The sequence below is a fragment of the Blastomonas fulva genome (genome assembly GCF_003431825.1).
GTDB lineage: Bacteria > Pseudomonadota > Alphaproteobacteria > Sphingomonadales > Sphingomonadaceae > Blastomonas > Blastomonas fulva.
Genome location: NZ_CP020083.1, coordinates 415,484 through 436,514, shown reverse-complemented (window position 1 = coordinate 436,514; position 21,031 = coordinate 415,484). Strand labels below are relative to the sequence as shown.

Genomic DNA, 21,031 nt, shown 5'->3' with positions numbered 1-21,031 from the left:
AGGCTCAGGCTGAGCGGGGAGGGCAGGTCCACTCCTTGATCAATCCACCGGCTTGCGCTTGTCCTTCGCCAGCGTGCTCAGCACGCCCCGGAATGTGCGCACCTCGTTGCTGTTCCATTGCGGCTTGGTCAGCAGGTTGCGCAGCGTCCGCCGCGTCATCGAGGCGCGGCCTTCGGGGAAGAAATAGTTCTTCGCCTCGAGCATGGCGCACAATTGCTCGAACATGCCGTCGAGTTCTTCCATCGGCGCGGGCGGGTCGAGCTCGACTTCGGTGGGGGATGACACCGCATCGCCGCCGCCGGTCTTGGACCATTCATACGCGACCAGGATCACCGCCTGCGCAAGGTTGAGCGACCCAAACTGCGGGTTGATCGGCACGGTGAGGATGGCCTGCGCGATGGCGACATCCTCGGTCTCCAGCCCCGAGCGCTCGGGTCCGAACAGAATCGCGCTGCGTCCCGGGGCGCTGACGATCTGGCTAGCGGCGACCGCGGGCGTCACCACCGGCTTGGTCACGCCGCGCTTGCGCACGGTGGTCGCATAGACATGGTTGCAGTCGGCGACCGCGTCGGCGACCGTCTCGAACACCTGCGCCTGTTCGAGCACGATGTCCGCTCCAGAGGCCGCCGGGCCCGCGCTGGGATTAGGCCAGCCATCACGCGGGGCGACCAGCCGCATTTCGGTGAGCCCGAAATTGAGCATCGCGCGCGCGGCTTTGCCGATGTTCTCGCCCAGTTGCGGACGCACCAGAATGACGATGGGCTTGCGCAGGTCGCCTGGCGCCGCGTCCCTTGCAGACTGCAGGTTGCGTGCCGCCTTCGCCTTGCCCAGCAGCATCTTGCGCGCGCGTTCGGACAGCGCGCCATAGTCCTGCCGGATCAGCGCCTCCTTCTTGGCGCGGCTCCAGCCCTTGATCTGCCTGTCGACTGCCTGCGCATTGTCGGCGGTGGCAAAATCTTCGCTCCACACCAATTCGACCGGCTGGCGCGCCTTGGTGTAGCCGGGGACGGCACCTGCCTGATGTGCGGCGACATCGGTGTCCAGATTCTCGCCATGGCCGACGAAATACGATCCATCGCCGCAGCGCAGCATATAGGTGAAATAGGGCATCAGGCGCCGCCAACATCTTTCACGGTGCTGGCGAATTCCTCGAAGTCCTTGGCTTCGCTGAAATCGCGATAGACCGAGGCGAAGCGGATATAGGCGACGCTGTCGAGCATGCGCAGCCCATCCATCACCATCCCGCCGATATCGCGCGAATGCACCTCGTTCTCGCCCGATGTCTCGATCTGGCGCTGGATGCCCGAGACGAGCTGGTCGATGCGCTCCTGGTCGATCCCGCGCTTGCGGCAGGCGACCGCGACCGATTTCTCGATCTTGGCGCGGTTGAACGGCTCGCGGCGGTTCTCGCTCTTGACCACCATGATGTCGCGCAATTGGATGCGCTCGAACGTCGTGAACCGCGCGCCGCAGCTTTCGCACTGCCGCCGACGGCGGATAGCCGCCCCGTCTTCGGTGGGGCGGCTATCCTTGACCTGGCTGTTTTCGTGCGCGCAAAAGGGGCATCTCATCGGTCAGTCGAGGCCCTTCAGGGACGCAGGCGCTTGTAGAGCATATAGCCCGCTCCGGCGACCAGGCCGATCGGCCAGCTCACTACGGGAAGCACCGCACCCGCCACCGCGCCGATAGCGCCCGCGGTCAGCACCGGCTTGGTCGAGGGGTGCGCCATGCCCTGCTTGGCCATGCCGACGATTTCCTCGCGGGCATCGGCGATCAGGTCGCCACCATTGTTGGGATCGTCAGGGTTCTGCATGGTTCAAAGCTCCGGATAGATGGGGAAACGGTCGCACAGCGCTTCGACGCGGATGCGCACCGCAGCTTCGACCTCGGGATCGCCATGTTCACCCTTCTGGCGCAGGCCATCGAGCACGTCGGCGATCATGTCGCCGATCTCGCGGAACTCGGCGACGCCGAAGCCGCGCGTCGTGCCTGCAGGGCTGCCGACGCGGATGCCGCTGGTCTTGGTCGGCGGCAGCGGATCGAACGGGATGCCGTTCTTGTTGCAGGTGATGCCTGCGCGCTCGAGCGCCTCGTCGGCGTCCTTGCCGGTAACGCCCAGCGGACGCAGATCGACGAGCGCCAGATGCGTGTCCGTGCCGCCAGCGACGAGGTCCGCGCCGCGCTCCTTGAGGCGGCTCGCCAGCGCCTTGGCGTTGTCGATCACTGCGCGCGAATAGCTCTTGAACTCAGGCGTCAGCGCTTCGCCGAACGCGACCGCCTTGGCAGCGATCACGTGCATCAGCGGACCGCCCTGCAGACCCGGGAACACCGCCGAATTGAGCTTCTTGGCGAGCGCCTCGTCATTGGTGAGGATCATGCCGCCGCGCGGACCGCGCAGCGTCTTGTGGGTTGTCGTGGTGGCGACATGCGCATGCGGGAAGGGCGAGGGGTGCACGCCTGCTGCGACGAGGCCGGCAAAGTGCGCCATGTCGACCTGGAAGAACGCGCCCACTTCGTCGGCGATCGCGCGGAACTTGGCGAAATCGATGTGCCGCGGATAGGCCGAGCCCCCCGCGAAGATCAGCTTGGGCTTGTGCTCGAGCGCCAGGCGGCGGACTTCGTCATAATCGATGAGGTGCGTGTCGGGGGTCACGCCATACTGGACGGCGTTGAACCACTTGCCGGACATCGCGGCGCGCGCGCCGTGTGTCAGATGGCCGCCGGCGTCGAGCGACATGCCAAGGATGGTATCACCCGGCTTGATCAGCGCCAGCAGCACCGCGCCATTGGCCTGCGCGCCCGAATGCGGCTGGACGTTGGCATAGGCGCAATCAAACAATTTGCAGGCGCGCTCGATCGCCAGGCGCTCGACATCGTCCGAAGGCTCGCAGCCCTGATAGTAACGCTTGCCGGGATAGCCTTCGGCGTATTTGTTGGTGAACACCGACCCTTGCGCCTCGAGCACCGCCTTGGAGACGATGTTTTCCGATGCGATCAGCTCGATCTGTTTCTTCTCGCGGCGCACTTCCTTGGCGATGGCAGCGGCCACGGCAGGATCGGTGAGCGCAAGGCCTTCGCTGAAAAAGCCGGAGGATCGGATTTCGTTGATCGCAGTGTTGGTGGACATGACAGGCTCCATCGGGGACTTGAATTGAGGGTATATCAGGCCGGGGTCAGCTTGGCGACGCGGCGTTCGTGACGGCCACCTTCGAACGGGGTGGCAAGAAAGGTGGCGAGACAATCCTTGGCGGTATCGATCCCGATCAGCCGCGCGCCCATCGCGATGACATTGGCATTGTTGTGCTGGCGCGACAGGCTGGCCGAAAGATGATCGGAGACCAGTGCGCAGCGGCAGCCTGGATTGCGATTGACCGCGATCGAGATGCCGATGCCCGATCCGCACAAGGCGACGCCGAATTCGGAGCCGCCTGCGGCAACGTGATCGGCAAGCTTGAAGCCGTAATCGGGATAATCGACGCTGTCGGCGGTGTCCGGCCCCAGATCGGTCACGCTGTGCCCCTGCTCGGTGAGCCATGCGGCCAGCTCTGCCTTCAGGCCGACGGCGGCATGATCGGAGGCGAGGGCGATAGTGCGGGGCGTTTGCGTCATCTTCAGGTGCGATCCGGATCAAGGCGTGATGGGGGCGATTCCCGTGATGGCCGCTATCTAGGCGAGCGTGCGGCACGATGCCACCAGTGATTGTGGTTGCGTGGCAGTTTTATGACGGGTGTGGAGGCCGATCGTCTTCCTGCAGTCCTCGCAGCGGAGCCAACAGGGAGGGTGCGTTAGGGGAGAGGGGCGTCAAAACAGCCCGGGCACCTCGCGCTGCGCAGGTGTCGGTGCGGCGGGGATCAGGAGTTCGCGCTCGAACGTGATCTGGCCGCCTTGCGATTGGCCGGTCAGCCCACCGGCAGCGCTGCTCTGCCCGATCGCGGTGCAACTGCGCCCGGCGAGGAAATCGAGCGCGCCGCGGATCGAGGCTTCCTGCGGATCGCCCAGCGGCCGCGTCAGGTCGTCCGCCGCCTGGCAGCTGACATCGAGCGTGCTGGCAAGGCCGTTGAAGTAATCGCCTGCGCCGCGCACATTGACCGAGGTGAACGCCACGACGCGGACCCGGTCGTCACAGGCGCTGCGGTCCAGCGCGATCTGGCCGACCGGTTTGCCGAAGGTGTTGCTGCCGATCAGCGCCAGGTTGCGGTTGTAATAGGGCGCAAGGCTGTTGATCACCAGTTCGCTGGCGGACGCGCTGGCGCTGGTGCCGATAAACGCGATCTTGGCCGGGCTCACCGATTCCGCCCGCGGATTGAAGAAGGTGTTTTCGTTGCGCGAGGATTTGGAGGCGCGGAAGCGCACGCCCGAGAACAATTCGGCGCTGGTGCGGTTGCCGCCCAGCAGATCGCCCAGCAGCTCTGCGGTCGAGATCAGCCCGCCGCCATTGTAGCGGAAGTCGACGATGAACTCTGTGACACCCGCCGCGCGGAAGCTGCGGAACGCGTCGCGCAGCGGCGTGTCGGCTGCCGAGATGAAGGTGCGCAGGTTGAGATAGCCGATCTGGCGGCCGCCGTCCTGGATGATGCGCGCGCCATAGCGGCTGGAGACTGCTGGCAGATCGAAATCGGCCTTGGTGACGCTGACCTCGCGCGAAACCCCGCCGCGCGCCACGCGCAGCAGCCGGGTGGTGCCTGCGGTGCTGGGACCCAGCGCGGTGGTGATTCCGCCGGACCCTTCCGCCGCGAGGATGTCGCTGACGCTGCGCAGGTTGCTGCTGGCTGTGCCGATCGCGAGAATCTCGTCGCCGCGATCAATTCCGGCGGTCAGCCCCGGCGCACCTTCGAAGCTTTCGCTGATCAGTACGCGGCGCCCGGGGGTGTCGATCGAAAGGCGGATGCCGATCCCGGCGGTCGCGCCGGTGGTGTTGAAGGCGTTTTCCTCGGCGATCGAGGTGATGAAGGTGAAGAACCGGTCCTTGCCCTGCGCGCGCGCGGTGGCGGTGAGCGCGTCGATATAGCCTTGCACCGTGGTGAAGCTGGCCGGGTTGGCGCTGGTCACCAGCAGCTCGGGAAACAGATACCATTCGTTGAGCACGTCGCGCGCGAAGGCCTGGCGGTTTTCCAGCGAGCAGGTGGGGCTGGGCGCGGGCGTCGGGGTGGGGGCGCCAGCGACCGCAGTCGGGCTGGGCGCGGGCGAGCTACCGCCGCCACCGCCGCACGCGCTCAGCAACAGGGCGCAACTGGCCAGCAGGCCGGTGATATGGCGCATCAAAACCCTCTCATCGCGATCCGTCGAGCGCCCGATCCTAAGCGCATCGTCGCGATCAGGCGACAGGTTTTTGGGGCTCCCGGCGGGCCAGCGCGACGTTCTCGGTGCGGATGCGGATGAACAGGATGCCGAAGTTGAGCACGGTCCACAGCGCTGCGATCTGGACATGGCCGAAGATCAGCGGAATGGTCAGAATCTCGAGCGTCACCACCCAGTAATTGGGGTGCCGGACGAGGCGATAGGGACCGCCGGAAATGCGCGGGAAATCGGGAGAGGAGATGATCCGCGTGGTCCAATAGGGGCCGAGAGTCGCCAGCACCCACAGCCGCGCGATCTGCAGCAGCGCAAACACGATGAGCAGCGGCCACAGCATTGGCGCATCGGGCGGGGTGCTCAGCCACAAAGCAAGCAGGAAGCTTGCGTGGATGCCGACCATCAGCGGATAATGCGACCGGCCATGCTCAGTCGCGCCACGCGCGAGCAGCCTTTTGGTGTTGTGCTGGGCATAGACAAGTTCGAGCAGGCGCTGCGCGGTGAGCAGCGCGAGCACGACCCAGGCCGCGGCCCAGCCGGGTTGCCACATATAGGGTGCAAGCTCGCTCATCTGCATCATCGGTGCAGCACTCCCATCGCGCCGGTAAAGCCCGGTCCCAGCGCGGTGAGAAGCAGCGGCCCGGACTCGCCCTTGGCCAGGATGCGCTCGAGCACGAAGTGGACCGTGGGCGAGGACATGTTGCCGTGATCGGCGAGCACCGCGCGGGTCTGGACAAGCCCGCCCGTCAGGTCATCGAAATACGCCTCGAGCGCATCAATCACCTTGCGTCCGCCGGGGTGGCACGCGGGTTCGGTCAGTGTCGCCTTGTCGAGCCCGGCCTGCGCGAGAAAGCCATCGACCACCGGCGCGAATTCGCTGGCGACGAACGCGGGCAGGTCGCGCGACAGGATCAGCCCCAGCCCCAGAGTGTCGACATCCCAGCCCATCATCGCGCGGCTGTCGGGCCAGGTGTGCTGGGCGAAATGCCCCAGCGCAGGGCCATCGCCATCGGCGGTAAGCACGATCGCGCTGGCACCATCGGCGAACAGGGTCGAGGCGATGATGGCCTTCTTGGTGAGATCGCCAAAGCGGAAGGCGAGCGAGCACAGTTCGAGCGTCAGCAGCAGCACTCGCCGCCTGGGTTCCGCACGCACCAGATCGCCCGCGACCTGCAGCCCCAGCACACCGCCCGCGCAGCCATAGCCGAACAGCGGCAGGCACATCACATCGGCGCGAAACCCCATGGGGTTCAGCATCTGGCTCGCCATCGAAGGTGTCGCAATGCCGGTGGACGAGACGCAGACGATGGCATCAATCTGGTCGGGGGCGAGCCCGGCCTTTGCCAGCGCGGCGTTTGCTACCTCTTCGAGCAACTGCTGCCCGGCGGCGAGATACAGCGCGTTGCGCGCCCCGAAATCGGGTGGGCCGAGATACTCTTCGGGCGCCTGCACGATCGCGCGGCTGTTGACGCCGGTGCTATCATAAATGGCCGCAATCCGCGGCGGCAGCCCTTGCGGCAGCGCGCTGGCGACGAAATCGCGCACCTGGTGCTGGGTGATGGCAAAGGACGGGACGCCCGTGGCGATGGACTGAATGCGGGGAAGCATCGCGCCTAGGTGGCCACGGCCTGCCACCTTGGCAAGCGAATTGATGGGCAGCACCGGAATCATGCTTGGCATCGCCGCTGCAAATTGCTTTAGCCTCGGTCCAACATATTCTTGTGCGGCAGCCCGGCGCCGTGCCTCTTGCGGCCGGTGCAGCCGCAGGCCACATGCCGGGCTCGCAATTCATCAGAAGGCTCTTGCCATGACCAATACCGTCCAGACCCGCATGCTGATCCTCGGCTCCGGCCCCGCCGGCCTCTCCGCCGCGATCTATGGCGCGCGCGCAGGGCTCAAGCCCATCGTCGTGCAGGGGCTGCAGCCGGGCGGGCAGCTCACCATCACCACCGATGTCGAGAACTATCCCGGCTTCCGCGACGTGGTGCAGGGGCCGTGGCTGATGCAGGAGATGCAGGCGCAGGCCGAGCATGTCGGCACCACGATGATCTACGACACCGTCGTGTCGGTCGACCTGTCGCGCCGCCCGTTCCGGCTGATCGGCGATGGCGGCACCGTGTACGAGGCGGAAACTTTGGTGATCGCCACCGGCGCGCAGGCCAAGTGGCTGGGCGTCCCGGGCGAGCAGGAGCTGGGCGGCAAGGGCGTTTCTGCGTGTGCAACGTGTGATGGCTTCTTCTATCGCGGCAAGAAAGTCGCGGTGATCGGCGGCGGCAACACCGCGGTCGAAGAGGCGCTGTATCTCACCAACCATTCGGACAATGTGACCTTGATCCACCGCCGCGATTCGCTGCGCGCGGAAAAGATCCTGCAGGAGCGGTTGTTCGCCAACCCCAAGATTAGCGTTCTGTGGAACAAGGGCGTCGAACGCTTCGTCGGCGGCGGCCAGCCGCACGGGCTGGTCGGCATTGACCTGAAGGACACCGTGACCGGCGAGACCTCGCACCTCGCGGTCGACGGCGGCTTCGTCGCAATCGGCCACGCGCCTGCGACCGAACTGTTCAAGGGCCATCTCCCGCTCGACCGCGACGGCTATATCGAAGTGACCCCGGGCACGCCGTTCACCAGCGTCCCCGGCGTTTTCGCGTGCGGCGACGTGATGGACAAGGTCTACCGCCAGGCGGTCACCGCGGCCGGCACCGGCTGCATGGCCGCGCTGGATGTCGAACGGTTCCTGGCCGAAGCGGACTTCGAGGCGATTGCGGCGGAGTAAGCTGCTCTCCCTGCGGCCGTCCGAATCCCGCTTGTGCAATACCGTTGCGTAGGAGCGTCACCCCCCGCTTTCGCGAGGGTGGCGACATTGGCTGGTGGCGGGAACGGGATGGCATCCATCGCTGTGGGAAATTCCGCCTGATCATACCCGTTTAACCAGATGTAGAAGCTTGTGCGCCCATAGAATAGCTGGCTCCAAATCCCCCAAAACGGCCAAGCATGCATGTGATCGGCAAGGCTATCCGGGGAACCAGGGATCAAGGCAAGGCAGGCTCGCATGAAAGAATTCAGCGTTTCCAACGATACGTCCGCGTTCGAAGTCCCTGCGGTTCTCGATGAAAATGGCAGGCTCGCGGATCATTGCGCCCGCCAGGCCGTGACGATCATGGACACGCACGGCCTGGTCATCCTGACCGGCCTGCTTTCGGATGACGAAGCGGATGTCGGCCTCGAGCTGATCAGCCAGACCATCGAGGATCCCGATCGCAGCCAGTGCTCCTTCGCCAGCGAGACGGACAACCGGTATCTGCGCCGCGACTTCTGCTCGCTACCCTCGACCCCGCGTGTCACGAGCTTTGCCGCCACATTGTGCCAGCGTGTCGAGGGCGTTGTCTCGGAATATTGTGGTCGGTCGCGTCCGGTCCTCGAAATCGCGACATTCACCAGCTATCTGGGCTCATCGCATCAGTATATCCACCGCGACCCGGCCGGCGTGATCAGCCTTTTTGCTGCCGTGGAAGATGTCTCCGAGCAGCAGGGCGGAACGGTGTTCGTGCCCGGCACCCACATGTACGGCGGTGCCGACAACAACCATGATGGCAGGGCCTATGAGTGGATGGAGTTGTTCCGGACGCAATGCAATTACCGGATCCTGTGGCACAATCTGAGAAAGCTGTGGGTCATGCGCAAGGCCGATCGGGCCGCTCTGGCCCCCGGCGAATTTCGCGACCGGGTGTTTTCGACCAAATGGGATCAGCACCAGCCAAATCTGTTGCGCTTCGTCTTGGGGAAGAATTCCCAGTTCAGTCTTCGCATGCTCGGTCCGCGCAGAGTGTGGAATCTGTATCGCAACCGTCAGGCGCTCGATGACCTGTTCTCGCTGGTGCAGACCGCACCGCGCAAGGGAACGGTCATTCTCTATCGCAGCGATCTGCTCCATGCCGGGCCCGACAACCGGTCGCCGCACGCGCGGCGGATCTTCGGCATGAGCATCGCGCGGGACATCATAGACCCCAAATACTGGCACGACGGGTATTCGCCGCACCCCAGCCTGACCGATCGGCCCCTGAGTTTTGGCGATCTGCTCGATTCCGCGCCGCTCCCGGCGCCGTCCCAAAGGGTGGAACACCGCCGGAGCGCATAGGCGGATTGACTGCCATGGCTATGCCTGCGGCTGAGCATCACGCACCCGGATGAACGGCGTTTTCTAGGTCAACGCTTCCAGGATCCGCTCGCGCAGCCACGCCTTGTCGCCGGCGGACGCGAAGCTGTGCGAGCCGCTGTCGAGGCGCGCCATCGTGATGCCGGCATTGGCGCGCGCGGCGGCGAAGGGGGCACTGTCCCAGTGCTCGAGGAACCACATCGCGGTGCGGTCATGTTCGGCGACGAGCAGCTTCGCCGGGACCGGCATCTCCGCCAGCGCTTGTCCCAGCTTTGCTGCCAGCCCGGTGACCTCGGTCTTCGCCGCGGCCTGACGCAGCCCGCGCACCAGCTTGCCGATGTCGACCCCGCCGCTTGCCAGCCGCCACAGTTCGCGCGGGTTTTTCAGCTTGGCGAGGTAGCGGCTGCGGATTGCGCCTGCGGTCATCGTGGCGGCCGCTTCGGCCTCGTCTGGCTCGTCGCTCTCACTCTCGAGTGTCCACATGTTGGCGAGCACCAGCGCGTCGATCCCCGCCGCCGGACCGTAAAGCGCCAGCGCGCTCGCAGCATCGCAATTGCCGAATGCCACCAGCCGGGCGAGCGACGGGACGCGGGTGCGCATCGCCTGCACGGCGGCGGCGATATCGTCGGAGGTGGATTCGAAACCGGCGTTCTCGCCGGTGCTGTCGCCGATGCCGCGCCGGTCGTAGCGCATCACCGGGTGGCCCGCAGCCGCGATGGCTGCTGCCAGCGCCGCCATCCCGGCATGCGCGCCCGAGCGGATTTCGTTGCCGCCGCTGACGATCAGCAGCCCGGTGGTGCTGTCGGCGCCGTCGAGCGTCGCGGTAAGAGTGTCGCCTGCGCAATCGAAGGTGAAATGCTGCCTCATCCGCGCATCCACGCCGCTATGTCCTGTGCTATCGCCGCCGCCATCGCGGGATCATGCGCGGGTTCGGCGCGAAGCCACAGCGGCGCGCCTGTTATGCGGCCATCTGCATCGAGCGGATCGTCGGCAAAGCGCACCAGCCGGATCGCGCTGCTCTGCGAAGGCGCGGCGCTGTCGAGTTCGCGGATCATGCACGGCGAGAGGCTGTTGCCTGCCAGTTCAATCCCCGATGCGCGCGCGGTTTCCATCAGCGCCTCGCTGCTGCTGGTGATCCCAGCCTCGCGGTCGGAGGCGATGCGGGTGCGCAGCATCGTACGCAATAGCTGCCCGCCCTTCACCGGAGCCAGCCGCCAGCGGCGCAGATCGCCCAGAGCACCGTCAAGCAACGCGCCGCCGCGCAACGACGCGACGTGGGTGACGGGGCCAAGCTGCTCGGCACAGGTGATCAGCGCCGCCTGCCACAGACTGATGCTGGCGGTGTCGAGCGGAACCAGGCTTTCGTTGCAGCCGGGCAGGTCGGGTAGCAGGCTGGCAATGCCAAGGTCGCCGAGCAACCGCCCGAATTCTACCATCAGATGGCGCACGCGGTTGGCCTCGTCGAACAACGGCGGCAGGATCAGCAGCCTCGGCGCGTCATCCGGCCCGAAGCGCAGGCACAGTTCGTCGTTGCCGTCGAACCGATAGCTCGCGTTCACGCGGTGATCTTCGCCCGCGCGAAATCGACGAGATTGCCGAAATTCTCGAACAGCTCGCCATCGACCTCGTCATCCTCGATCAGGATGTCGAGTCGGTCTTCCATTTCGGTGAGCAGCCCCGCCACCGCCATCGAATCCAGCTCGGGCAGCGCGCCGAACAGCTCGGTATCGCGGTCGAACCCGCTCACCTGGTCTTCGGACAGGCCCAAAATGTCGCGCAGCACATTGCGTACCACGCGCTCGACGGCGTCGTTCTGACCGTTGGTCTGGATATCGCTCACATGTCCCTCGCTGGCCGTGCAACCCACGGCTCCCCCGGCCGCTGGTGTGCGGCCTTAGTCCTTCCCAAAACGGGCGGCAAGTCCCGCCATGCGATGCTTCGCCAGATAGGGCCACGCCAGAGGCGCCTTGGGCCACAGCATTTCAAGGCGATAGCGCGGGCGGACATCCTCCATCCAGTCGCGCTTGTAAGGGTCGCTGCCGGTGCCGAAATCGACCAGATCGACATGATCGGTGTCGATCACATGGCTAAACAGCGCATGGGTGAGCAGCGTGCCGGGCGAGGCCTGGATGTGCCGTTCGTCGTGCGCCAGCTTATGGATATAGGCGGTGCCGTTCTCGACCGTCCAGAACTGTGCCGCGACCGCCTGCCCGTCGATGCTGGCGATCCCCATGCGCAGCCGCCCTGCCTCCGCTTCGCGCGCCGCCAGCCAGCGCAGGAAATCGGGGTTGCCCTCTTCGGGCTTCCAGCTGCGCGCATAGATCGTCTCGTAGTCGAGCCAGCTGCCCGCGTTGAACACGGTCTCGATGCGCAGATCGACCACGCCCTTGTTGCCCTTGCGCTTGACGGTGGAGCGCAATTGCCCGGGGCGGGTTGCCCAGTATTCGTCGAAGCTGCGACCGTTCACATGCAGCACATGGTTCTCGTCGCAGGGGGTCTGGCTCACCAGCCATCCGGCGGCGGCAAAGGTCTCGGCGATCAGGCTGGCAGAGCTGTCCTCGTCGGGTACGGGCGACAGGACGATGCGATGCGTTTCGCGCGGCAGGCGGCGCGCGGTCCGCTCGAGCAGAGCGCGGCGGCGCGACGCATCGGGGTTGCCGCCAAACACCGGGCGCCAGATGAAACTGTACCAGTTGGCCATGGCCAGCATGCCGGCGCGGCCGTTGTCGATGAGGTAGAGCTTTACCGCGTCGCCATCCTCGGCGGCATAGGCGATGTGCGGTGCCTGCGCGGCGAGGCAGTGGCGGTGCAATCCGTCGAACCACAAGGCGCGGTCGAACAGCCCGGTGCGCCGGGCCGTGCGCTGGCCGGTGCGATCCGCATCACAGCCTCCAGAAACCCGGTGCGCTATGCCGGGCTTCGGGTTATCATGATATTCATCATTCAAAGTCATGAACCCCATGATATTGCATCTCTCTCTTGAACCAGGCCGTTCGTGATTTCTCTCGATCCCACTCCGCAACCGCTTGATCATCTCGTCCTGCGCGGCGTCGGCCGGGCCGATGCCCTGGTGCTGCGCGAGGAGACACTTAGCTACGACATCCTAAATTTGCGTATCGGTTTGCTTGCCCATTGGTTAACCGCGTTTCGGCTGGCCCATGGTGACCGGATCGCCACCTGGCTGCCCAAGAATGAGACCACCTGCCTGATGCCGCTGGCGGCGGCAAGGGCGGGTGTGGTCCACGTGCCGATCAACCCGGTGCTCAAGCGCGCGCAGGTCGCGCATATCCTGGGCGATAGCGGCGCGCGGATGCTGATCACCAACCGCACCCGCATGAACTCGCTGCTGCCCGGTGACGTGCCCGAGGATTGCCTGGTCATGGAAGACGAGGAGGCGATGGAAAAGTGGAAGGAGGGGGAGATGAGCGCGCACCCCTCGCACCGCGATCCCTCCGATCTCGCCGCGATCCTCTATACTTCGGGCTCGACCGGCAAGCCCAAGGGGGTGATGCTGACCCACGCCAACATGTGGCTGGGGGCGCTGAGCGTCGCGCATTATCTCAAGCTCAAATTCTCCGACCGCACCTTGTGCGTGCTGCCCTTGAGCTTCGACTACGGGCAAAACCAGCTGCTTTCGACATGGGCTGCGGGCGGCGCTGCGGTGCCGCTCGACTATCTGATGGCACGCGACGTGATCAAGTCGTGCGCGCGGCACGCCATTACCACGCTGGCGGCAGTTCCGCCGCTCTGGACGCAACTCATCGACTACACCTGGCCCGAAGAGGCCGTCGCCAGCATGCGGCGGCTGACCAACAGCGGCGGAGCGCTCAGCCCGGCGCTGGTCAAGCGGCTGCGCGGCATTTTCCCCTCCACCGACATATACGCGATGTATGGCCTGACCGAGGCATTCCGCTCGACCTATCTCGATCCCGATCTGATCGACGACAACCCGACCTCGATCGGCAAGGCGATCCCGTTCGCGGAGATCCTGGTGGTCAACGATGCCGGGCAGGATGCCGCCGATGGCGAGGAAGGCGAGCTGGTCCACGCAGGACCGCTGGTCGCTCAGGGCTATTGGCAGGACGAGACCCGCACCCGCGAGCGGTTCAAGCGCGCGCCTGCATTCTCTCATTATGGCGGGATGGCGGTGTGGTCGGGCGACCGGGTGCGGCACGATGCTGAGGGCCTTATGTATTTCGTCGGACGACGCGATGCGATGATCAAGTCCTCGGGCAACCGCATCAGCCCGGCGGAAATCGAGGATGCAGCGACATCGACCGGATTGGTGGCCGAAGCGGTTGCCCTGGGCATTCCCGATCCGCAGCTCGGTCAGGCGATCCTGCTGCTGGCACGTCCGGCGCTGGTGCCTCGCCCCGAGGCGCTGGTCGACGACCTGCTCATCGCGCTGAAAAAGGAGCTGCCCGCGTTCATGCTGCCCAAGATCGTCGAACTGCGTGAGACCTTCCCCAAGAACCCCAACGGCAAGATCGACCGGGCGTTGCTCGTCGCCGAGATCGAGGAGCGTTTTTCATGAAGCCTTTGGGCCCGATTCCCGCTGGCTTTGCGAGCGTCGATGGCGAACTGGCGGTGCAGGGCATCGCGGCGAGCGAGCTGGTCGAACGTGCGGGCGATACGCCGTGCTTCGTGTATTCGTCGGACATGCTGCGCGCGCGGGTCGCCTCGCTGCGCGCCGTGATGCCCGATCGGCTTTCGATCCATTACGCGATGAAGGCCAACCCGTTTGCGCCGGTGCTGGCGCTTATGGCCTCTCTGGTGGATGGCATCGACATCGCGTCTGCAGGTGAGCTTAAGCTCGCGACTTCAGCGGGCATGGACCCTGCCAACATCAGCTTCGCCGGACCCGGCAAGCGCGACCGCGATCTGGAAGCGGCGATCGCCGCCGGTGTCACGCTCAACCTCGAGTCCGAAGGCGAAGCGGATCGCGCGCTGGGGATCGGCGAACGTATCGGGGTGCAGCCACGGCTGGCGGTGCGGGTGAACCCGGACTTCGATCTGCGCGGATCGGGGATGCGGATGGGCGGCGGCGCCAAGCCGTTCGGGATCGATGCTGAGCGGGTGCCCGCGCTGGTGCAGCACATCCTGGCTGCGGGCGCGCATTGGCGCGGATTCCACATCTTTGCCGGATCGCAGGCGCTCGATGCCGATGCGATCATCGAGACGCAGGGCAAGACGCTCGATCTGGCAGCCCAGCTGTCCGACGCGGTCGGGCACAGCCCTGAGCATCTCAACCTCGGCGGCGGCATGGGGATTCCCTATTTCCCGGGCGATGTGCCGGTCGATATCGCCAAGGTCGGCGCGGCGCTGGCCGAGCGGTTCGCCGATCTGCCCCCGGTGCTGGCCGACACCCATTTCGCGATGGAGCTTGGCCGCTGGCTGGTGGGTGAGGCGGGCGTGTACCTGACCCGCATCGTCGACAAGAAGACCAGTCACGGCGAGCTGTATCTGGTCACCGATGGCGGATTGCACCACCAGCTCGCCGCCAGCGGCAATTTCGGTACCGTGGTGCGGCGCAACTATCCGGTGGCGATCGCCAGCCGCTTCGATGCGCAAGCCTCGGAAGAGGCCAATGTCGTGGGCTGCCTGTGTACCCCGCTCGACCGGCTGGCGGACAAGGCGCTGCTGCCAGAGGCGCAGGTCGGCGATCTGGTCGCGGTGTTCTGTGCCGGAGCCTATGGTGCGACAGCGAGCCCGGCGGATTTTCTGGGCCATGGCAAGGCCCCCGAGCTGCTCGTCTGATTCAGGCTGATTTAATTTAGGCGAGCGCGTGCGCGGCAGAGGCATTGCGCTGGATCGCCGAGGCATCCAGCGGCCCCGCCGGAATCATCCAGCTGCCGCCGACGCACAGCACCGGATCGAGCGCGAGCCAGTTGCCCGCAGTCTCCAGAGTCACGCCGCCGGTGGGGCAGAACTTGCACTGACCGAAGGGTGCACTCAGCGCCTTCAACGCCGGGATGCCGCCTGCCGCCATCGCGGGGAAGAACTTGAAATGGGTGAGCCCCATGTCGAGTCCGCGCATGATGTCGCCGGCATTGGCGGTGCCGGGAAGGAACGGGATACCGCTTTCGATCGCCGCCTTGCCGAGCCTGTCGGTGAGGCCCGGCGAAACGATGAACTCAGACCCGGCCTTGAGCGCGGCATCGAGCGTGGCGGGATCGATGACCGTTCCAGCGCCGACGATGGCGCCTTCGACCTGCTTCATCAGGCTGATCGCTTCGAGCGCGGCGGGAGTGCGAAGCGTGACTTCGAGCACCTTGAGACCGCCTGCGACCAAAGCTTGCGCCATCGGTACCGCATCGGCGACGTCGTTGATCACGATCACCGGGATGACCGGCGCAGTCCGCATGATGGTCTCGATAGTGCGGTCTGCGGTCATACGGGGTTCTCCTGGACAAAGGCAGCGGCGGCGCCGAACAGGCCGGGCTGGGGATGGTCGATCAGCTTGACCGGGATTGTCTCCATCAGCCGCTGGAAGCGGCCTTTGGCGAGAAAACGCTCCTCGAAGCCCGATTGCGGCAGGCGCGACGCGATCCGTTGACCAAGCCCGCCGGCGATTACCACTGCGCCCGCGCCCTGCGCCAGCGCAAAATCACCCGCCGCAGCACCAAGGCTAAGGCAGAAGCGGTCGAATGCGGCGGCTGCGAGGCTGTCCTCGCCCGAGAGCGCGAGCTGCCACAGCACCTTGTCTTCCATGCTGACGACGGCGCGGCCCTCGATGCTGGCCAATGTCTCGTAGATCGCGGCCAGGCCGGGGCCCGAGCATACGCGTTCCACCGATACGCGGCGGTGCTGGCGGCGCAGGCGGGTGAGGATCGCGTCTTCGGTGGTGTCGAGTGGGGAATAATCGATATGCCCGCCCTCGGTCTCGATCGCACGATAGCCATCGGGCCCGCGCACGACATAGGCGACACCCAGCCCGGTGCCGGGGCCGATGACGGTGATGACGCCGGTTTCGGGCAGGTCACCTTGCGGCCCGCACAGGTGCGAGAAACTGGCGGCATCGCAGTGCTGCACGGCATGCGCGACCGCGCCGAAATCGTTGACCAGAGTGTAGGAATCGACGTGCAGCTTTTCGCAGATCAGCGCCGGGCGGATGACCCACGGGTTGTTGGTCATCTTGAGCACGTCGCCGCGGATCGGGGTGGCGAGCGCAATCGCTGCGGCACGCGGCAGTGTTTCCCCGATCGCTTCCCCAAATGCCTCCCACGCGGTCTGCAGGCTGGCGTATTCGGCGCATTTGAGCGTGACTGGCTCGCCCAGATGGGTGACGCGGCCATCCTCGATGGTCGCGAGCGCAAAGCGTGCATGGGTGCCACCGATATCGGCTGTGACGATCTGCATGGCTTAGCGTCCTGATACCATCTTCAACGTCATCCCCGCGAACGCGGGGATCCCGCTTCTCTGCGCCACCGTTGCGACATAGCGGGATTCCCGCGTTCGCGGGAATGACGGAAGTGCGCGAACCATCATCACAATCCCGCCATCGCCAGCATCGCGGACGCGCCGGCTTCGGCATTGTCGCTGGTGGCACGCATCATCGCGAACAGCTCGCGGCCCGTGCCCATGGGCTGGGCGGGCTGGGTGGCGGTGGGGCGCGATTCCCAGTCGGTGCTGTCGACCATCACGCTGATCGTGCCCGCGACCGCATCCAGCCTGACCACATCACCATTCCTGATCCGCGCGAGCGGGCCGCCGTCGCAGGCCTCGGGCCACAGATGGATTGCTGCAGGCACCTTGCCCGAAGCGCCCGACATCCGGCCATCGGTGACCAAGGCCACCTTGTACCCGCGATCCTGGAGCACCCCCAGCGAGGGGGTAAGCTTGTGCAACTCGGGCATGCCGTTGGCGCGCGGGCCCTGGAAGCGGACGACCACCACCACGTCGTGGTCGAGCTCACCCGCCTTGAATGCCGCGATCACCGCGTCCTGATCGTCGAAGACCCGTGCGGGCGCCTCGATCACCCACCGCGCCGGGTCCACCGCGCTGGTCTTGACGATGCCACGCCCCAGATTGCCCTCGACCAGCCGCATCCCGCCATCGGCCTGGAACGCGGTTGCGACCGGGCGCAGCATGCTGTCGTCGCGCGACACTTCGGGCGCGGGGGCGAACGCCAGCGTGTCGGCATCGTCGAGCACCGGCTCCACTGCATAATCGAGCAGGGTGCCGCCAGCGACGGTCATGATGTCGGTGTGCAGCAGGCCGTTGGCCGCCAGCTCACGGATGATGAAGCCGATGCCGCCGGCGGCATGGAAATGGTTCACGTCGCCCGATCCATTGGGGTAGACGCGCGAAAGCAAGGGAATGATCGCAGACAGTTCGCTGAGATCGTGCCAGTCGATATGGATGCCTGCGGCGCGCGCCATCGCGGGCAGGTGGATCGCGTGGTTGGTCGATCCGCCGGTGGCGAGCAGGCCGATGCAGGCGTTGATGATCGCCTTTTCATCGACGCAATGGCCGAACGGGCGGTAATCATCGCCATCCCAGCCGATCTCCGCGACACGGTGGGTCGCGGCGCGGGTCAGTTCCTGCCGCAGCTTGGTGCCGGGGTTGATGAAGGCGGATGCGGGGATATGCAGCCCCATCATTTCCATCATCATCTGGTTGGAATTGGCGGTGCCATAGAAGGTGCAGGTGCCTGCGCCGTGATAGCTTGCAGCTTCTGCCTCAAGCAGTTCCTCGCGCCCGACCTTGCCCTCGGCATAGAGCTGGCGGACGCGCTGCTTTTCCTTGTTGGCGAGGCCCGAGGGCATCGGGCCTGCGGGCACGAGGATCGCCGGGATATGGCCAAACCGCGCCGCTGCGATGAACAGCCCGGGGACGATCTTGTCGCAGATTCCCAGCAACAGCGCGCCTTCGAACATGCCGTGACTCATTGCAATCGCGCTTCCCATGGCGATGTTGTCGCGGCTGAACAGCGACAGCTCCATGCCGAGCTGGCCCTGGGTCACGCCGTCGCACATCGCAGGGACCCCGCCAGCGACCTGCGCTGTTGCCCCCACTTCGCGGGCGAATATCTTGATCTGCTCGGGGTAGCGGCCATAGGGCTGATGCGCCGAGAGCATGTCGTTGTACGCGGTGACGATGCCGATGTTCATCGCCTTGCCCGATCGGATCGCGGGCTTGTCCTCGCCCGACGCGGCAAAGCCATGCGCCAGATTGCCGCACGACAATGTCGGCCGGTGCACGCCCTTGTCGCGTTCGCGCGCGATGAAATCGAGATACGCCTGACGCCTGGGCCTCGAGCGTTCGATGATCCGCTGGGTGATCCGTTCAAGCTCGGGGTGGAGGGTGGTCATGGCATTCTCGTTTTCGTTGGGGGGCGGGTGGCCGGGCTCAGCCGGCCCAGTGGATGTCGACCGGCAGCTCGACCGCAGCGAGCACCTTGCCGATCGGATAGGCTGAAGCCTCGCCCTGCTTGATCGCGGTTTCGAGCACCTTCTTCTTGTCCTTGCCAGTGACCGCGATCATCAGCGCGCGCGCAGAGGCGATAGCGGGAAGCGACAGGGTGACGCGTGCCACCGGTGCATCCTTGGGCAGCGGATCGGGCATAACGCCCAAAGCGCGGCGGTCGGCGGGCGCGCTCAGCGCCTCTTCCAGATCGGGGCCGGGGAAGATTGATGCGGTGTGTCCGTCCGCGCCCATGCCCAGCAGGCACAGATCCAGCGGCCAGTGGAAATCGGCGAGCCGGGCATTGGCGGCGTTGCCGCACGCCTTGTAGTCGCTGGCGGCTTCGCTGATGATCGGGATCACGCGCGCGCCCTTGGGCAGGAAGGTCTTGGCGAGCATCGTCACGTTGGACAGAGCATCGCCCATCGGCACGATGCGGTCATCGGTCGGGATGATGGTGACCTTCTTCCAGTTAAGCTTGGCCTCGGCAAGCTTGGCATAGGCGGCCAGCGGCGTGCTGCCGCCTGCCAGCGCGATCACCGCGCTGCCGCGCGCATCGATCGCGCTTTCGATGATGAAGCCGATGTCGCCAGCCAGCGCGCCCGCCATTTCGGCGGCATCGTCATATTCCCACCACTCAATCTCAGTCATTCCAGCTTACTCCGTCGCGTTCGGTCAGCGCGATGGCCGCACTCGGCCCCCAGCTGCCCGAACCATAATTTTTCGGTTCGATGGCGTTGTCCGCCCAGGTCTTGCGGATGGCATCCACCCAGCGCCACTGTGCTTCCACCTCGTCGCGGCGGACGAACAGCGTCGGCTCGCCGTCGATGAGGTCAAGCAGCAAACGCTCATAGGCGATCCGGCGTTGCGACTTGGAGAAGGCATCGGTCAGCGACAGGTCGAGCGGCACCTCGCGCAGGGTAAGGCCACCCCGGTCAAGTCCCGGCTCCTTGGCCATCACCAGCAGGCGGACATATTCCTCGGGCTGCAGCCGGATCACCAGCCGGTTGGCCGACAGCTTGCCGCCGCGCTGGGCGAAGATGTTGTGCGGTACCGGCTTGAACTGGATGACGATTTCGCTGCGGCGTTCGGACAGCCTTTTGCCGGTGCGCAGATAGAACGGCACGCCCTGCCAGCGCCAGTTATCGACATGCGCCTTGATCGCCACGAAGGTCTCGGTTCCCGATGGCTTGCCCAGATCGTCGGCATAGGAATGCACCGATTTGCCACCCACCGCGCCTTCGCCGTACTGGCCGCGCACCGTCTCGTTTGGCGCGACCGGGCGCAGCGAGCGCAGCACCTTGACCTTCTCGTCGCGGATCGAGGTCGCGTCGAACTCGGCAGGGGGTTCCATCGCGATCAGCGCGAGCAATTGCAGCATGTGGTTCTGCACCATGTCGCGCAGCGCGCCGGTGTCCTCGTAAAAGCCGTGACGGCCCTCAAGCCCCACGGTTTCCGAGACGGTGATCTGGATGTGCTCGATGCCGTTGGCGTTCCACAGCGGCTCGAACATCATGTTGGCAAAGCGCAGCGCCATCAGGTTCTGCACGGTTTCCTTGCCAAGATAATGGTCGATCCGGAAGGTGCGGCTTTCGGGGAAGGCGTCGGCGACCGCATCGTTGATCGCGCACGATGAGGCCAGATCGTTACCCAAAGGCTTTTCGAGCCCGATGCGGACCATTTCGCCTGCAAGACCTGCGGATTTCAGCCCCTGAATCGTCGGCTTGAACAGGAACGGCGCGGTCGAGAGGAAGATCGACATGCCGCCCGAAATGTCGCCGAGGCGCTCTGCAAGTGCGGCGAAGCCTTCGACCGTCGAGGCATCGAGCGGCTGGTAGCTGATCCGCTCGAGGAAGCTGGCGATCAGCGCATCGTCCTTGCGCGGTTCGGGCAGAAATTCGCTCAGCGCTTCGCCAACCATTTCGCGAAACGCGGCATCATCCAGCGCGCTGCGTGCGGTGCCCATGATCTTGAGATCGGGTGCAATCAGGCCGTCGGCGTGGAGCACGAACAGCGAGGGCAGCAGCATCCGCTTGGACAGATCGCCCGTCGCGCCGAAGAGCAGCAACGTCCGGGATTGCGCATTGGCCATCAGTTTTCCCTATCCATCAGTCTTGGCGGCTGCCTTGCGGGCCCGTGTTAAGGATGGCCTGCCTGCCTGTCCACCGCTGTTGCGGATGT

21 protein-coding genes are annotated in these 21,031 nt (G+C 65.5%); 4 read left to right on the top strand and 17 right to left on the bottom strand.

What is annotated here, in order from left to right; genetic code table 11:
- Nucleotides 1-39: 39 nt before the first annotated feature.
- From B5J99_RS02080 to B5J99_RS02045, 8 genes are all read right to left on the bottom strand, one after another.
- On the bottom strand, nt 40-1,110 hold the full coding sequence (locus B5J99_RS02080; RefSeq protein ID WP_117351320.1) for a TrmH family RNA methyltransferase: 1,071 nt from the start codon (nt 1,108-1,110) through the stop codon (nt 40-42).
- Nucleotides 1,110-1,571 carry a transcriptional regulator NrdR gene (nrdR, locus tag B5J99_RS02075; protein WP_069050668.1) on the bottom strand — a complete coding sequence of 154 codons (462 nt, stop codon included), beginning with the start codon at nt 1,569-1,571 and terminating at the stop codon, nt 1,110-1,112. Before nrdR ends, B5J99_RS02080 begins: the two co-directional genes overlap by 1 nt.
- Before the next feature lie 17 nt (nt 1,572-1,588).
- A complete protein-coding gene (locus B5J99_RS02070; RefSeq protein WP_069050667.1) occupies nt 1,589-1,813 on the bottom strand; it encodes a hypothetical protein in 225 nt (74 codons plus the stop codon).
- Nucleotides 1,814-1,816: 3 nt separating this feature from the next.
- A complete protein-coding gene (gene glyA, locus B5J99_RS02065; RefSeq protein WP_117353319.1) occupies nt 1,817-3,127 on the bottom strand; it encodes a serine hydroxymethyltransferase in 1,311 nt (436 codons plus the stop codon).
- A gap of 35 nt (nt 3,128-3,162) precedes the next feature.
- Entirely contained in the window at nt 3,163-3,609 is a 447-nt protein-coding gene (gene rpiB, locus B5J99_RS02060) for a ribose 5-phosphate isomerase B (protein WP_117351319.1), read from the bottom strand.
- Between the two features lie 192 nt (nt 3,610-3,801).
- Entirely contained in the window at nt 3,802-5,259 is a 1,458-nt protein-coding gene (locus tag B5J99_RS02055) for a S41 family peptidase (protein ID WP_117351318.1), read from the bottom strand.
- A gap of 55 nt (nt 5,260-5,314) precedes the next feature.
- A complete protein-coding gene (locus B5J99_RS02050) occupies nt 5,315-5,872 on the bottom strand; it encodes an isoprenylcysteine carboxyl methyltransferase family protein (protein WP_117351317.1) in 558 nt (185 codons plus the stop codon).
- Nucleotides 5,869-6,972, bottom strand: coding sequence for a type III polyketide synthase (locus B5J99_RS02045; RefSeq protein WP_117351316.1), 1,104 nt, complete (start codon nt 6,970-6,972; stop codon nt 5,869-5,871). The genes B5J99_RS02050 and B5J99_RS02045 overlap by 4 nt, the downstream gene beginning before the upstream one ends.
- A 127-nt stretch (nt 6,973-7,099) precedes the next feature.
- Between B5J99_RS02045 and trxB the strand changes: the two genes are divergently transcribed.
- Nucleotides 7,100-8,065 (top strand): thioredoxin-disulfide reductase, encoded by a 966-nt coding sequence (gene trxB / locus B5J99_RS02040; RefSeq protein WP_054134097.1) that lies wholly within the window; start codon nt 7,100-7,102, stop codon nt 8,063-8,065.
- Nucleotides 8,066-8,341: 276 nt separating this feature from the next.
- Nucleotides 8,342-9,427: a phytanoyl-CoA dioxygenase family protein gene (locus B5J99_RS02035; protein ID WP_117351315.1), complete on the top strand. Its 1,086-nt coding sequence runs from the start codon at nt 8,342-8,344 to the stop codon at nt 9,425-9,427.
- A gap of 63 nt (nt 9,428-9,490) precedes the next feature.
- On the opposite strand, the gene B5J99_RS02030 is transcribed toward B5J99_RS02035, so the two are convergent.
- The 4 genes from B5J99_RS02030 to B5J99_RS02015 are packed head-to-tail and all read right to left on the bottom strand — an operon-like array spanning nt 9,491 to nt 12,398.
- Complete coding sequence (locus B5J99_RS02030) at nt 9,491-10,312, bottom strand: hydrolase 1, exosortase A system-associated (protein WP_117353318.1); 822 nt, start codon at nt 10,310-10,312, stop codon at nt 9,491-9,493.
- On the bottom strand, nt 10,309-11,004 hold the full coding sequence (locus B5J99_RS02025; protein ID WP_117351314.1) for an alpha/beta hydrolase family protein: 696 nt from the start codon (nt 11,002-11,004) through the stop codon (nt 10,309-10,311). Before B5J99_RS02025 ends, B5J99_RS02030 begins: the two co-directional genes overlap by 4 nt.
- The gene (locus B5J99_RS02020) at nt 11,001-11,285 is read right to left on the bottom strand and encodes an acyl carrier protein (protein WP_054134101.1); all 285 of its coding nucleotides are present in this window, start codon (nt 11,283-11,285) and stop codon (nt 11,001-11,003) included. The genes B5J99_RS02025 and B5J99_RS02020 overlap by 4 nt, the downstream gene beginning before the upstream one ends.
- 54 nt (nt 11,286-11,339) lie before the next feature.
- Nucleotides 11,340-12,398 carry a GNAT family N-acetyltransferase gene (locus B5J99_RS02015; protein WP_245991718.1) on the bottom strand — a complete coding sequence of 353 codons (1,059 nt, stop codon included), beginning with the start codon at nt 12,396-12,398 and terminating at the stop codon, nt 11,340-11,342.
- Between the two features lie 42 nt (nt 12,399-12,440).
- Between B5J99_RS02015 and B5J99_RS02010 the strand changes: the two genes are divergently transcribed.
- Nucleotides 12,441-13,979: an acyl-CoA ligase (AMP-forming), exosortase A system-associated gene (locus B5J99_RS02010; RefSeq protein ID WP_117351313.1), complete on the top strand. Its 1,539-nt coding sequence runs from the start codon at nt 12,441-12,443 to the stop codon at nt 13,977-13,979.
- Nucleotides 13,976-15,202: a pyridoxal-dependent decarboxylase, exosortase A system-associated gene (locus B5J99_RS02005; protein WP_117351312.1), complete on the top strand. Its 1,227-nt coding sequence runs from the start codon at nt 13,976-13,978 to the stop codon at nt 15,200-15,202. The genes B5J99_RS02010 and B5J99_RS02005 overlap by 4 nt, the downstream gene beginning before the upstream one ends.
- 16 nt (nt 15,203-15,218) lie before the next feature.
- Here B5J99_RS02005 and eda read toward each other — a convergent pair whose 3' ends face one another.
- The 5 genes from eda to zwf form a co-directional block, all read right to left on the bottom strand.
- On the bottom strand, nt 15,219-15,839 hold the full coding sequence (eda, locus tag B5J99_RS02000) for a bifunctional 4-hydroxy-2-oxoglutarate aldolase/2-dehydro-3-deoxy-phosphogluconate aldolase (protein WP_069050655.1): 621 nt from the start codon (nt 15,837-15,839) through the stop codon (nt 15,219-15,221).
- The gene (glk, locus tag B5J99_RS01995; protein ID WP_117351311.1) at nt 15,836-16,804 is read right to left on the bottom strand and encodes a glucokinase; all 969 of its coding nucleotides are present in this window, start codon (nt 16,802-16,804) and stop codon (nt 15,836-15,838) included. Before glk ends, eda begins: the two co-directional genes overlap by 4 nt.
- Before the next feature lie 128 nt (nt 16,805-16,932).
- A complete protein-coding gene (gene edd, locus B5J99_RS01990; protein ID WP_117351310.1) occupies nt 16,933-18,759 on the bottom strand; it encodes a phosphogluconate dehydratase in 1,827 nt (608 codons plus the stop codon).
- Nucleotides 18,760-18,796: 37 nt separating this feature from the next.
- Nucleotides 18,797-19,501: a 6-phosphogluconolactonase gene (gene pgl, locus B5J99_RS01985; RefSeq protein ID WP_117351309.1), complete on the bottom strand. Its 705-nt coding sequence runs from the start codon at nt 19,499-19,501 to the stop codon at nt 18,797-18,799.
- Nucleotides 19,494-20,942 (bottom strand): glucose-6-phosphate dehydrogenase, encoded by a 1,449-nt coding sequence (gene zwf / locus B5J99_RS01980; RefSeq protein ID WP_117351308.1) that lies wholly within the window; start codon nt 20,940-20,942, stop codon nt 19,494-19,496. Before zwf ends, pgl begins: the two co-directional genes overlap by 8 nt.
- Between the last annotated feature and the right edge of the window lie 89 nt (nt 20,943-21,031).